The sequence below is a fragment of the Pseudomonas sp. TMP9 genome, assembly GCF_037943105.1.
Lineage (GTDB): Bacteria > Pseudomonadota > Gammaproteobacteria > Pseudomonadales > Pseudomonadaceae > Aquipseudomonas.
On sequence record NZ_CP149803.1, the window covers coordinates 134,650 to 146,419 of the forward strand.

An 11,770-nucleotide genomic window follows, 5' to 3' on the forward strand; every position below is an offset into this window, starting at 1 on the left:
GCATGCTGACGAACAGTTAGGCGGGTTCAGGCAACCACCACGCCCTATGGCAACGGGCCTAGCTTCGAAAGCCACGACGCTTTTGCCTGAATGGCGGCCCACAGCATGTTGGCGCCCAGTAGAACGATTACCAACCCTACGCCCACACGCAAGGGCAAATCGACAACAGCCAAAGTCATCACATACACCCCCACCCCGGCAAAGAGCAGCCCCAACATCCCGGTAATGACTCGGTAAGCGCGACGCGCATAAAAAGGATGTTGAGCGTGGTGATCAGCCATACAGGTGCTCGGTCATGGGGTTTAACAGTTGGCTGTAGAGTGGCTGCAACAAACGCTTGCTAGTAAAGGTGGCAAGCAGTAAACATCAACTCTAATATTTAAAAACGCAAGGCTATTATCATCAAAATAAAACCGCAATTAAAATAAAAACAAAGCGTGTCATTAGCGCTGTGAGTTGCAAGCCTAAGCCTGAAGTTGTTAAACCATCAGTAAGGCCTTATGCAAATATTAACCTTCGGATATAACAGTTGACTCTTCAGTGGATTCAGCTGCAAGTTTCAAGCGATCAGCCTTACTAATATATTTAGAGCGGCTCGGTGGCGCCAGTTTAGCGCTGGCTTTTTTTGCGTTAGCTTTTAATATTTGATTTAACTTTTTGCGACGGTTCATGTGTGCATGCTCGGTGTGTAAATACAGTAATCACTCTCAGCTTAAGGGAAACAGCCAAGGCTACGTAGTATGGCGTATCGCCGCCTGAATTGAACCCGCCGTCTAAGCGGGTGTGGCTGCAATGGGTGCATTCACAAAACCGCGAGTGAGACAAAAAGCGCAATCCACACCATCAGCACGGTCACCGCAACGTCGCAGCCAGCCTGCTTAGTGCGCTGAGCAAAAAAAGGGACGGGTATTAGCCCGTCCCAGCGACCGAAGTGAGCGCGTTGGGCGCGTTGTTAGGGGGTACTTGTCTCAGCCTTTCCTGTCGTTGACGGCAATGGCCAGGCCCACAACACCTTCTTTTGAAGCGATTCATGCCTGAATTTACACACACAACACACAACCGGCACCTCCATACTCAGCAGTATCAAGTACGCATCAGATGTCGATTTACCAACTCATTTGCTGAATTCGCTTCTATATTTTTATTTTGGAATAAACAGGAGAAGCAGATCGTATGCCTGCTGACAGCTCCCGCTCCTAGTCGGTGAAGTTTTGCCGAGTTTGGTGCAGTGGCTTCCTACTTGTTAATGCGGCTTGCTGTAAGCATCCTGATTGTTAGCGCACGGATAGGCATACGCAGACGGAGTCGCAGAAGGTAATAACCGTTACTATTTAATAATCTTTCTAATTACCAATACCTTTCATCTTCGGTAGTGCCTTCTATGTATTCATGTATTTATGTTGAACGTGGGTTCGTTTCGCTCTAATCTAGATCCAGGGTGGATGCTTGGTGGTATGGACTAAAAAATATTTAATACTCTTAATATACATACGCTTAAGGAACTATCATGGCTAACGAAAGTCGTCGTAAATTTATGCGTCACAGCTTGCTCGGTATGGCTGCTATACCTCTTGGTATGGGTATTTTATCTCAACGTGCTTTCGCCCAAAGCCTTACACCGCTGGACCCATCGAACCCTCAAGCCAAAGGGCTGAACTACGTCAAAGTGGCGGAAGAAGCTGCTGGCCACCCGGCCTATGCAGCAGGTGAGCACTGCGCAAACTGTGCGCTCTTCCAGGCAGCCAGCAATGGCTGCGCACTGTTCCCTCAGAATATGGTTGAGACAAACGGTTGGTGTCAGGTCTGGGCTCCGAAGGCCTAACCGTCAGTTTTCAAGGAATAGCTGTAAAAGCCGAGGCCGATTATTTTTTTAAGAAAACAAATCGGTCCCGGTCTTCTTTGAAAAGTCTAAGCGTGAAGTAAGTTATCTATGAACTCCCTCAGTTCTTTGGCGCGTCTAGCGCATGCTTTACGTATGACTGCGTAAAATCGCCAAATCTGTTATGCCCTTCACAGCCACGCACACGGGTTGCTTTGTGCAATGACTAACTGCAAAAGCACATTTCGTTACCGCCACCACAGCTTTGTGGTCAGTGTCGAAACTTGGTGGTAAAACAGCTAATCAATCAGTAGCCGATTACTTCATCACTCAAACTCACGCGAAGTTTCTGTCATATATCTTGATTATAATCGTAAGCAACCGAATCAATAGAGTTGTGGTGCTCGATTGCGTGTGAGGCACTGAATGGCCACACCTGTTCTTCATTACAGGCAACTGTCGACCAACGTCTAGTTAAGGGGCTTTAGCAAGTTCCAGAGAGCGCAGCGAACGGTTTTAATCAGATGTTAGATGCTTTGTGTATGGTCTTCGTTGTGGTGCCATATATGAAGAATTACGACAGTTTCTGTATGTGCTGAATACCGAATTATGTATTTTCCAAAAACTGTGTCGCGAATAACTTTTGGGGTTGGAGCAAACTCAACAGTGCGGCCCATTTCTGGAAATAGACAAAGATTCTCGATGCGGGAAAGGAGCTCTACTGCAATGCGTGCAGCAGCAAGAGGATCTTTCTCTGCTATGAATTCGCGCAGGCGGACGAGGTCTGCCACAGCGTTTCTGAGTAAGCCAGTCTCATTAACCAGCCTTCGGTGGGGATAGCTCATTGTCGGTGCCCCAGCTTTGAAGCCAGGCAGCTACAGCTTCGCCGGATACAACTCGGCCCTGCGCCACTGACTCCATAGCTTGCAGTGTTTCTTGCCAGCGGGTCTGCTCTAGCTCCTGGCGCTCAAAAAACTCTCTAAGAGCCTGATTAATAAGCCAACTTTTACTTCTGTGAAGCTTCTCGGCCATCGCGCCAAGATTTTCTTTGAGCTCTGGTTGAAGCCGGACGGTTGTGACGCTCATGGGGATGCCCCCCATTCTGTTGAATGCAATGTATTACACGGTATTCATGAGGGCAAAGGGGCGGGACGCGCGGTGGGGCAATGCATCTAACGTTTGGTTAAGGGGCGGCATTTAGCCCGTCCCAGTGAGTGAAGCGAGCGGTTAGAACCAGTTGCTAGATGCGCTTTTGACCAGAAGCGCTGAATGCGCATAACATGTGCGCATGAACGCCCAGGAGGGAATGCCCATGCTCGCTGCCTACAACCCCCATGCCCCCAAACGGGCCGCCAACCTCAGTGTTAACGGTGACTTGCTCAGTAAAGCCAAAGAACTTGACATTAACCTCTCTGCGACATTGGAGCAGGCTCTGGCCGAGGCCCTGAAGAAAAAACAGCGCGAGCAGTGGCTGACAGAGAATCGCAAAGCCATTCATGCCTACAACGAACATGTGGAAGCTCACGGCGTGTTCAGCGACGACCTACGGAGCTTCTGATGCCTCAGTTCGCCGTACACAAGAACACCAACGCTGCCACCAAGACTGCCGTTCCCTTTCTGCTTGACGTGCAAAGCGACCTGATTGCCGAGCTCGGTACACGAGTTGTAGTGCCTCTCTACACGGCTACTGCCATGAAAGGTAAAACTTTGAGAACTCTCACGCCAACGTTTGAAATTGATGACAAACAGTACGTGATGGTGACGCCGCAAATGGCCGGTATTGCTAAGAAGCTACTTGGTACTCAAGTTGCCGACCTCTCAGCGCAACGCAATGAAATAATTGCTGCTATTGATTTGCTTATCACCGGTATCTGATTGGTGCGTCTAATGTTTGGTTAAGGGGCGGGCTTTAGACCGTCCCAGTGAGCGCAGCGAACGATCAGAGCGCATTGTTAGACGGCAACTCAATATTCCCCTACTTGCCGAAGAACCGCTGCCGCACTTACGACGTTTTGCTCCAGTGGTTCCAATAATTTAAACCACTCGGACTCCCTGAATCCTGGCCCATCTGGATTTTTCTCAAGGGGAGGACTCCATTCTCTATGGAGCCAGAACAGGTTTGGCACTTGCCTGTTGAGGTTTCCGAGTTCTGCCTGTGAAAAGCCAGCGGAAAGAAGATGTTGAGCTTGTTCGATTGCGGTTTGGTATTGAATTAGTTCGGCTTGATACAGCCCGGTTTTATTCAAGCATGCAGTCAACTCCTCAAGCGCGGCGATGAGTTTTAGGATCTGACCCTCACGTTCTGAATTAGTGAAGTAATGGGGCATTATAACTCCCTTTAATTGCCGCCTAACGTTTGGTTAAGGGGCGGGCTTTAGCCCGTCCCAGTGAGCGCAGCGAACGGTTTGAACCACTTGTTAGGCGCTTACTACGCGAGCGTGCCCAATAGGGAAAATTAAATTATGCCAATCTTCTTTTCTATACTCTCTCAAACCTTGAGGTTCAATATTCTCAAAGGCGTTTATTAACTGACAGAATTTTATACAGTAGTCTCTTACTTTATTTCCCATGCCTGTGATGAGCTGACTAGGTGCGTTGCCAAAGCCGGGAACTGTGAAAGTGCATATTGCGCTAAGGGATTGGCAAACCCTCATGAACTCTGAATTTAGAAGGTTATCCACTGCTGCAAATAACTCTGGATCTAGATTGTCTCCAGATGCGGCCAGCATTGAATGGAGAGAGCTGGATACCTGTATAAATGAGTCTTCTATATATTTGTAGTAAGGTGTTGTGCCCATGGAGTTTGCTGGTGAAGGCGCATAAATGTTAAGGGCGGCAAATGTTTCTTCGTAGCGAATGCCGAGAAAAGAATTTATGTCTTTGAACTCCGCCGGCTCTGCACCGGCGTAAGCACTTCTGTAGCAGTCAAGCAAAACCCTGTAATGTTGCCGCAGGATGATTTTTTGATTTGAAATGGCTCGGCGCTGTTTTTCTTTTCTAAGCTTTTCTTGCTGCTTTTCAATTAATAGGTCATATGCATATATAAGAACAACTGACGTTACGATGCCGGAACCGATATTTAAAAGGGCAGAAGAGAGCCACTCAAAATCCTCAAGGAGCCAAGACAGAAAGGTAGCTAGGACGCCAATGCCCGCAAGTAATTTCAGGATTTGTAGGTTCTTCATGGCTGTTTGTGCCTAACGCCGAAAATAAGCGGCAGCCCTGCAGCACAGCGAAAGGGCTGTCCGGTGCAGGGCCCTCAGGCCCGGAACGAACTTGATTGATTTGTTAAGCAATGACTCTGCAGATGAAGGATGCAACGTCACCACCGGTGCCAGAGGCAATACCGTGTGCCACGCCGTATGGCTAAAATTCTCTTTGAATTCCATTTCCTAACGGCAGCGCCAGAAATATCCGGTTCTCTTTAACCTTAGTCTCACCGCCTCTATGTTCAACAAGATAAATCATGATGAACGCACCAATGCGGGAAAATTGGGGTCAGATGAACATTTAGGCGAAAACCTTCGTCTGACCCCAATTACGTTCCGTGTGTTCCCTAGGTAAAAATCTGCCATAGGTTCAATGGTTTGCAAGGTAAAGAGCTTTCGTCATTGCCGTCCCCATTCCTTTCCACCCATTTCTACCAACCGAGACGCGGCTCGTCGAAAGGAAAAGGCGAGATCATTGGCAGCCGATAATTGTGCCAGTGACACGCCACTTCGACCCGTCGCCGACCACTCAAATTGTTCACCCTCTTTGGTGCGAATCATGGTCGTCGCAAAGGAACTCGAGTTTCCCCCCTTCTCACTGACAAACAACTCTTCATTTCCATCACTGCTTTCAACTTGCGCTTCAAACTCAACAAATAATTCATCGAGCGGGACTTTTGCCGCTAGCACCAGGCGGGTGCGAGATTCATAACACACGTCAATGAGGGTCACGAATCGTCGCGCTTCGTCGAGGTGATTGGCGTCTAATTGCGGCACCCGGTCCATGATGAGGACCTGAAATCGGTCGCAGAGGGAAATATAATCGGCCGCGCCGAGTGGTTGGTAGCATAACTCGGAAAAGTCAAACCAGGCGCACCGGTCATTCAATCGGGCGACCTGGACGGTGCGACCGAAGGGTACGTGAATGGCCTCGGCCTCAGTTTCGGATGCAGTGCCACCAAATATTTCTTTCAACTGCGCCTGCATGTTGTTATCACTATTATTATCGCCGTGAACATCCTTGTTTGACCAAAAATAGGATTGACCATCAGCTCGAGTTTCGAGTCGATAATCCTTGGCGGAATCCTCCATGGAGATAATGTCGAATGTGTGTTTTAACATGTCTATGAATGGCAAAAAGAGGGATCGGTTAATGCCTCCCTCATACAAGGCATCGGGGGAGCGATTCGAGGTGGCCACCACCACGACATTCCAATCTAATAATAATAAAAAAAGTCGTTTCAAAATCATGGCATCGGCAACGTCTGTTACTTGAAATTCATCGAAACAGAGGAGTTGGGCTTCCTGTGCCAATTGCTGCGCAATGATGGGTATCGCATCATCTCGTGGGTGCTTCTGTTTGTAGACAAAGATTCGATGATGGACGTCTAGCATGAATTCATGAACGTGGACACGGCGTTTGGTAATTTTGACGTGTTTGAAGCTGTGGCTGTCATTATTACAGCAAGAATCATCAGGAACATTAACCGACGCGTAAAAGAGATCCATTAGAAAGCTCTTGCCGACCCCGACCGGTCCATGAATGTACATGCCTCGCGGTGGTGGACCAAAAGACCACAAATGGAATTTCTTTCGAAGAAAGGACTGAGCGGATGCCAAGGATCGCGTCAGTAACAGTAACAGCGGACTGCTGCTTGTAGAGCTGCTCTCTGTCGGTCTGTCGGTGCGCAGGGGTAGTGGTGGGAGCGAGGTAAGAGACTCGTGCAGGGCATCGAGTTTTGCCGCCAGAGCGACTTGCGCGTCATCTCGTCGCACCTCCTCCGCATCCACCTTGCGTTCATACGCCGCTGTCACGGGGCCTGTCGGGAGGGACCGCCGAGAAACGCGATGTTGTGCTGCCATATTCTTCATCACCGTCTTCATCATCAACATGATGAGTTTATCAACATGGTAAGGAAAGTACGATCAAGTCCGCTTCTTCCCGCTTTTTTCGATTGTCTCAGGTCTACGAGTAATTGGGGTCAGAAGAAGATTAATGGGAAACCTTAATCTGACCCCGATTTCCGCCCCATTTGCGTCCTAACATTTATTTAGGCTTTCACTGGTTAATTAATCACTGCTGTCGTGCCAAAAAACATCGCCCTCATCCATGTCGTCGGCGTCTGGACTTACTTTATTTTGGTTTGGATTAAGTTGTTTTCCACGATTCCCTTGCGCTTGGTCATATTGCAGGTTTGTGCCAGCCGAGCCCTTATTGGCGTTAGTTTGATTTCCTTCATTATCTTTCGGATGAATTTTATTTAAGAGTTCACTTATGTCCGTTAGATATTCCTTGTGAGATAGGGGTTGTGTGGATGACCCACGGTTTCTATGTGTGGCCTAACGTTTGGTTAAGGGGCGGGCTTTAGCCCGTCCCAGAGAGCGAAGCGAACGGTTTGAACCAATTGTTAGGTGGCACCACAAAGCTGTTTTTTCACCTTCATTGCTATAGCTCCATATCCAACGCCGTTACCTTTGTTGTGTTCGGAGAAATTCATATCACCTGTGATGTCATCCCACTGCTCAACAGAGAGTATTTTTTCATGGGCGTTATCTGTTTCTAGCTCGAACTCAATGAAACGGTCAGTGCTGCTTAGGATTCTGCCGAATAAACTTGGCATGCCTGGGTAGTCAATATCAAGTTCAAGAACTATTGCTTTACTCCACAAGACGCCTCGCTCTTTACCGCAAGATATAAGGGCCTGTGGCAGCGGATGCTCCTGCCAATACTTGGCTGTTGAGAGCAGGTTGTGCTCAGCGATTGCATTCTGCTCTTGGACGTTGAGCTGACGTTTCTTGAGCAATCGCGAAATCTCCATGTGATACCTAACGTTTGGTTAAGGGGCGGGCTTTAGCCCGTCCCAGGGAGCGAAGCGAACGGTTTGAACCAGTTGTTAGGCTGTTGGATAGCTTTGGCTCTAGCACGGCTTTGTCGTGCATGGGTAGTAGTTATTTGCAGAGTTTTAAGCCTTCATCCAATATTGGGCCGATGTTTATTTTTGTGGGCCGCCCCATAGCTCTTATTATGTCACGGACGGGTTTGTTTTCAGACTTTGCTATTTCGTTAGCCATCTCAAAGAACTTAGGGTCTTGTTTCCATATTGGTTCGATATCTTTGTAGCCTTTTTGTTTCGCTACGCCATTTACGGCATATGCTTTTTCATCCGTATGGAATATTACTGCTTGTCCTTTGCATTCTAGATTTCCAGATGAAACCTTAAAAGGCCATTTTTCTCCATACTGCTGTGCTGTGACTTCAATCCCAGGCTTAGAGCAGGCAGTAAGTACGCCGAAGGTAGAAAGTATTATTAATTTTGAAATATTAGACATGATTGATTTTCTCGCTTAAAGCCTAACGTTTAGGTTAAGGGGCTGCGGCACGCAGTCCCAGAGAGCGAAGCGAACGATTTGAACCGCTTGTTATAGGAGTTCACCTCGATTTCCTACTTTGCCCGAAAATATCTATAGAGCTCTTGCGTCTTTTTATAGCCGTAAAATACCAATACGCCGAGGACGATAATGGTTGTTGTTAGGCCTACGAAATTTACTCCGGTTAAAGATGTCATGTACGAAGATAAAATAACGGATAGAGCCAAGTAACTAATGATTTTTTTATTTTTAGCGGCCAGAGCGAAAGGCACTACTGACAATAAAAAAGTATGAATTAAAATTGTTAATAATATTTCTAGGATTAGTTGTCCGGGAACGGTATCAAATTGTGCTTGCGCAATTTTAATTGTAGCCTCGTATGAGAAATAATTAACCCACGCAACCACTGCCGCGCTGATGCAAAATATCGGAACGAATTTTCTTAGTGACAAGTCCATAGCTGATTGGCTAATTCCTATAACGTTAAGTTAAGGGGCGGGCTTTAGCCCGTCCTAGTGAGCGAAGCGAACGGCTTGAACTTGTAGTTAGACGCGGTGGCAAGCCGAGCACTGAGATTGCAGACGACGCAAACTGTACCTCACGCCGAGCAGAAATGGTGGGCAACGAACGTGCGGACGTTTGCCGACACAGCAAACCCATACAAACCAAGCCTTTCGCGCCGATGATGGGCTGTGAGTGCCGACCAAAAAGAGAACGAATGTCAGTCATTGTGCGTGCCGAAACGGGCGGGACTCAGCTCGTTATGCAAAACGTAAGGACAGAGATGGGTATTACGATTATGTGGTTTGAGCATATTTTTGATGCTTCCTTGCATATTTAAATCGCTAAATTTGTAGCCGCTTCTAACGATTAAGCTAAGGGGCGGGCTTTAGCCCGTCCCAGCGAACGAAGTGAGCGATTTGAGCGCATTGTTATACGCCAGCCTGCACAATGATCTTGAATTTTGGCCACTGGTTGTAACCGATATTCGGGTTGTTTGACTGTAGCTCTTTGATTAGCTCCACTTCTTTCATATTTACTTCCTTGTCTGTTGCGGTTTCCGACTCCCAGAGAATTTGCTTGCGAACTGTAAAGTCACGCATTTGTTCTGGAGTGTAATCACGCTCAATTAGCTTGCTATCGGCACTGCCAAAATAATTTAGCGTTCCCGTTAAGTCTTTGCCAACGTAAATCTTGCCGTTCGGGTAAGTGATTTTATAAATGACTTTCATGGGCGGCGCCGATGTTAGATGGCATGTGTGTATAACGATTAAGCTAAGGGGCGGGCTTTAGCCCGTCCCAGCGAACGAAGTGAGCGATTTGAGCGCCTTGTTAGGAGCCGCTTACTACTGACCAGCCTTTGCCGACCGAGCCTGTTTGTTTGTCTCCAGCCATACACATAGCTACGTGACCTTTACTCATTAATTTTAGATCGTCAATTTTTATTGGTTGACCATAAATTGAAGCAAGCAGTTTTGCATTTTTTATGCTGGCTTCAAGTTGCTTTTCAGCCTTAAGCTTGCAAGATGAAATGTCTTCATTAAATTTTACGCGAGCATCGGCGGCCGGAATTGATGAGTTTTCATATTTTATATTGTCATATGACAGTTCTGGATTGTTTTCGGTTTGAGGTGAAGATGCGCAACCTGAAAGAGCAATGAGAATAATTGGGTACACTAAATTTTTCATAAAGGATCCTAACGTTTGGTTAAGGGGCGGGCTTTAGCCCGTCCCAGTGAGCGGAGCGAACGATTTGAACCATTTGTTAGGGGTAAGTGGACTCTGTAAAGCTGCTTAGAAGTGAAAAATAGTCAGCCCGAGATAATTTTGTAAACGGGGCTACAGACGTTATTCCAGAAAGAATATTCACAGCCTCTTCTGCGGTTAGCGAGGATGTAAATGGGACGCGAGTCTTTGAGTAGAAGACTTTATTACTAAGCTCGCACGCATCGAGTAACTCTTGTATCTCAAAAAAACGCGGCTTTCGTGCTGCGGTTAAGAATATGCCATCAAAGACTACTGATATTTTTGTGACGCCTGGGATGCTGTATTCAGCCAGTGCAACTACCAGTGGGAAGTTTACTTCAGGGCCATCTGAGTTTTTTGTGTCGTCGGTTGCAAATTTAGGACTTGCAAACAATGTAACTCTTTCGCATTTGTTATCTTTGATTATGCTACAGATATTATTTACATTTTCTGAAGTCGAGCTGTTTTCATGGCGTATAGCTAGCATTGTTTATCCTTGGCTGGTGTGTGGTATTTCTACCCTAACTATAAATAGACACCAATTGGTGCAGTAACGCTTTTATGGGCGTGGTGGATAACATTCTTGTCGCTTTGCGGTGTTCCGTCTAGGCTAGTGTTTACCGCCGTACATTGACAAAAAAGGGAGTTATACGCCATGGACGAAAAGCCTCGGTTACTCGATCAGGTGCGCGAGCAAATTCGGTTGAAACATTACTCGATTCGCACTGAGCGCGTCTATTGCGAGTGGGTGAAGCGGTTTATCCGGTTTCATCACTATCAACACCCCGAGGTAATGGGTGCTGCAGAGGTTGAGGCGTTTCTTTCGGACTTGGCGGTTCGCAAGAATGTATCGGCCTCAACGCAAAACCAAGCGTTGGCGGCTTTGCTTTTTCTATATAAGCAGGTGCTCAAGCTGGATTTACCTTGGCTTGGTGAGGTTGTGCGGGCTAAGAAGCCCAGCCGTTTACCCGTGGTGTTGAGCATTGGGGAGGTGCAGCAGACGCTGGCGAATCTTGAGGGTGATGTTTGGTTGGCTGCCAATCTGCTCTATGGCTCGGGTATGCGTTTGATGGAGGTGATTAGGCTGCGGGTTAAAGATATCGACTTTGTCCGCTTGGAGATGGTGGTGCGCGATGGCAAAGGGATGAAAGACCGTGTGACGGTATTGCCTCGCTGTTTGATTGAGCCGCTTAAACAACATCTGGCTGTGGTTAAAGCGCGTCATGTCGCTGAATTGAATGCCGGCCGGGGTGATGTTTATTTGCCGTTTGCACTTGAGCGCAAGTATGCCAAGGGCCCTTGGGAATGGGCCTGGCAATATGTGTTCCCAGCGTCTGGGCTGTCTGTTGACCCGCGCAGTGGTAAGACGCGCCGCCATCATATGGATGAGAAGCGGCTGCAGCGTGCATTTAAGGTCGCGATTAAGCGTGCGGGCATTGTTAAGTTGGCCACGCCACACACGCTCAGGCATTCATTTGCCACCCATCTTTTGGAAAGCGGTCAGGATATTCGCACCGTGCAGGAGCTGCTCGGGCACGCGGATGTGAAGACGACGCAGATTTATACCCATGTGCTTAACCGCGGTGGCCTTGCGGTGTTGAGCCCGCTGGATCGCGCTTAACCTCGT

16 protein-coding genes are annotated in these 11,770 nt (G+C 47.7%); 4 read left to right on the forward strand and 12 right to left on the reverse strand.

The window, feature by feature from the left end; genetic code table 11:
* Positions 1-44: 44 nt before the first annotated feature.
* Complete coding sequence (locus WF513_RS00595; protein ID WP_339080805.1) at positions 45-281, reverse strand: hypothetical protein; 237 nt, start codon at positions 279-281, stop codon at positions 45-47.
* Positions 282-509: 228 nt separating this feature from the next.
* On the reverse strand, positions 510-671 hold the full coding sequence (locus tag WF513_RS00600; RefSeq protein WP_339080806.1) for a DUF2986 domain-containing protein: 162 nt from the start codon (positions 669-671) through the stop codon (positions 510-512).
* Positions 672-1,507: 836 nt separating this feature from the next.
* Here WF513_RS00600 and WF513_RS00605 point away from each other — a divergent pair.
* The gene (locus WF513_RS00605; protein WP_339080807.1) at positions 1,508-1,822 is read left to right on the forward strand and encodes a high-potential iron-sulfur protein; all 315 of its coding nucleotides are present in this window, start codon (positions 1,508-1,510) and stop codon (positions 1,820-1,822) included.
* 524 nt (positions 1,823-2,346) lie between these two features.
* Here WF513_RS00605 and WF513_RS00610 read toward each other — a convergent pair.
* Together WF513_RS00610 and WF513_RS00615 are read right to left on the reverse strand one after the other, a co-directional pair.
* Complete coding sequence (locus tag WF513_RS00610; protein WP_339080808.1) at positions 2,347-2,664, reverse strand: type II toxin-antitoxin system RelE/ParE family toxin; 318 nt, start codon at positions 2,662-2,664, stop codon at positions 2,347-2,349.
* Positions 2,636-2,905, reverse strand: coding sequence for a CopG family ribbon-helix-helix protein (locus WF513_RS00615; protein ID WP_339080809.1), 270 nt, complete (start codon positions 2,903-2,905; stop codon positions 2,636-2,638). Before WF513_RS00615 ends, WF513_RS00610 begins: the two co-directional genes overlap by 29 nt.
* Before the next feature lie 226 nt (positions 2,906-3,131).
* Here WF513_RS00615 and WF513_RS00620 point away from each other — a divergent pair, with 226 nt between their 5' ends.
* Positions 3,132-3,377, forward strand: a complete 246-nt coding sequence (locus WF513_RS00620; protein WP_339080810.1) for a type II toxin-antitoxin system CcdA family antitoxin — start codon at positions 3,132-3,134, stop codon at positions 3,375-3,377.
* Positions 3,377-3,694: a CcdB family protein gene (locus tag WF513_RS00625; protein WP_339080811.1), complete on the forward strand. Its 318-nt coding sequence runs from the start codon at positions 3,377-3,379 to the stop codon at positions 3,692-3,694. Before WF513_RS00620 ends, WF513_RS00625 begins: the two co-directional genes overlap by 1 nt.
* 89 nt (positions 3,695-3,783) lie before the next feature.
* On the opposite strand, the gene WF513_RS00630 is transcribed toward WF513_RS00625, so the two are convergent.
* The 8 genes from WF513_RS00630 to WF513_RS00665 form a co-directional block, all read right to left on the reverse strand.
* Entirely contained in the window at positions 3,784-4,146 is a 363-nt protein-coding gene (locus WF513_RS00630; RefSeq protein ID WP_339080812.1) for a hypothetical protein, read from the reverse strand.
* Between the two features lie 90 nt (positions 4,147-4,236).
* A complete protein-coding gene (locus WF513_RS00635; protein WP_339080813.1) occupies positions 4,237-5,004 on the reverse strand; it encodes a hypothetical protein in 768 nt (255 codons plus the stop codon).
* Between the two features lie 423 nt (positions 5,005-5,427).
* Positions 5,428-6,921: a cell division protein ZapE gene (gene zapE / locus WF513_RS00640; RefSeq protein WP_339080814.1), complete on the reverse strand. Its 1,494-nt coding sequence runs from the start codon at positions 6,919-6,921 to the stop codon at positions 5,428-5,430.
* Positions 6,922-7,436: 515 nt separating this feature from the next.
* Positions 7,437-7,832 carry a hypothetical protein gene (locus WF513_RS00645; RefSeq protein ID WP_339080815.1) on the reverse strand — a complete coding sequence of 132 codons (396 nt, stop codon included), beginning with the start codon at positions 7,830-7,832 and terminating at the stop codon, positions 7,437-7,439.
* A 145-nt stretch (positions 7,833-7,977) separates the two neighbouring features.
* Complete coding sequence (locus WF513_RS00650; RefSeq protein ID WP_339080816.1) at positions 7,978-8,358, reverse strand: DUF2511 domain-containing protein; 381 nt, start codon at positions 8,356-8,358, stop codon at positions 7,978-7,980.
* A gap of 971 nt (positions 8,359-9,329) precedes the next feature.
* Positions 9,330-9,629, reverse strand: a complete 300-nt coding sequence (locus WF513_RS00655) for a hypothetical protein (RefSeq protein WP_339080817.1) — start codon at positions 9,627-9,629, stop codon at positions 9,330-9,332.
* A gap of 100 nt (positions 9,630-9,729) precedes the next feature.
* Positions 9,730-10,086 carry a hypothetical protein gene (locus WF513_RS00660; RefSeq protein WP_339080818.1) on the reverse strand — a complete coding sequence of 119 codons (357 nt, stop codon included), beginning with the start codon at positions 10,084-10,086 and terminating at the stop codon, positions 9,730-9,732.
* Between the two features lie 76 nt (positions 10,087-10,162).
* Positions 10,163-10,630 (reverse strand): hypothetical protein, encoded by a 468-nt coding sequence (locus WF513_RS00665; RefSeq protein ID WP_339080819.1) that lies wholly within the window; start codon positions 10,628-10,630, stop codon positions 10,163-10,165.
* A gap of 168 nt (positions 10,631-10,798) precedes the next feature.
* Between WF513_RS00665 and WF513_RS00670 the strand changes: the two genes are divergently transcribed.
* Positions 10,799-11,764 carry an integron integrase gene (locus WF513_RS00670; protein ID WP_339080820.1) on the forward strand — a complete coding sequence of 322 codons (966 nt, stop codon included), beginning with the start codon at positions 10,799-10,801 and terminating at the stop codon, positions 11,762-11,764.
* Positions 11,765-11,770 lie beyond the last annotated feature (6 nt).

Coding starts and splice junctions, on each gene's coding strand:
- WF513_RS00595 (WP_339080805.1), bottom strand. CDS start 281: ATGGCTGATCACCACGCTCAACATCCTTTTTATGCGCGTCGCGCTTAC.
- WF513_RS00600 (WP_339080806.1), bottom strand. CDS start 671: ATGAACCGTCGCAAAAAGTTAAATCAAATATTAAAAGCTAACGCAAAA.
- WF513_RS00605 (WP_339080807.1), top strand. CDS start 1,508: ATGGCTAACGAAAGTCGTCGTAAATTTATGCGTCACAGCTTGCTCGGT.
- WF513_RS00610 (WP_339080808.1), bottom strand. CDS start 2,664: ATGAGCTATCCCCACCGAAGGCTGGTTAATGAGACTGGCTTACTCAGA.
- WF513_RS00615 (WP_339080809.1), bottom strand. CDS start 2,905: ATGAGCGTCACAACCGTCCGGCTTCAACCAGAGCTCAAAGAAAATCTT.
- WF513_RS00620 (WP_339080810.1), top strand. CDS start 3,132: ATGCTCGCTGCCTACAACCCCCATGCCCCCAAACGGGCCGCCAACCTC.
- WF513_RS00625 (WP_339080811.1), top strand. CDS start 3,377: ATGCCTCAGTTCGCCGTACACAAGAACACCAACGCTGCCACCAAGACT.
- WF513_RS00630 (WP_339080812.1), bottom strand. CDS start 4,146: ATGCCCCATTACTTCACTAATTCAGAACGTGAGGGTCAGATCCTAAAA.
- WF513_RS00635 (WP_339080813.1), bottom strand. CDS start 5,004: ATGAAGAACCTACAAATCCTGAAATTACTTGCGGGCATTGGCGTCCTA.
- zapE (WP_339080814.1), bottom strand. CDS start 6,921: ATGTTGATGATGAAGACGGTGATGAAGAATATGGCAGCACAACATCGC.
- WF513_RS00650 (WP_339080816.1), bottom strand. CDS start 8,358: ATGTCTAATATTTCAAAATTAATAATACTTTCTACCTTCGGCGTACTT.
- WF513_RS00655 (WP_339080817.1), bottom strand. CDS start 9,629: ATGAAAGTCATTTATAAAATCACTTACCCGAACGGCAAGATTTACGTT.
- WF513_RS00660 (WP_339080818.1), bottom strand. CDS start 10,086: ATGAAAAATTTAGTGTACCCAATTATTCTCATTGCTCTTTCAGGTTGC.
- WF513_RS00665 (WP_339080819.1), bottom strand. CDS start 10,630: ATGCTAGCTATACGCCATGAAAACAGCTCGACTTCAGAAAATGTAAAT.
- WF513_RS00670 (WP_339080820.1), top strand. CDS start 10,799: ATGGACGAAAAGCCTCGGTTACTCGATCAGGTGCGCGAGCAAATTCGG.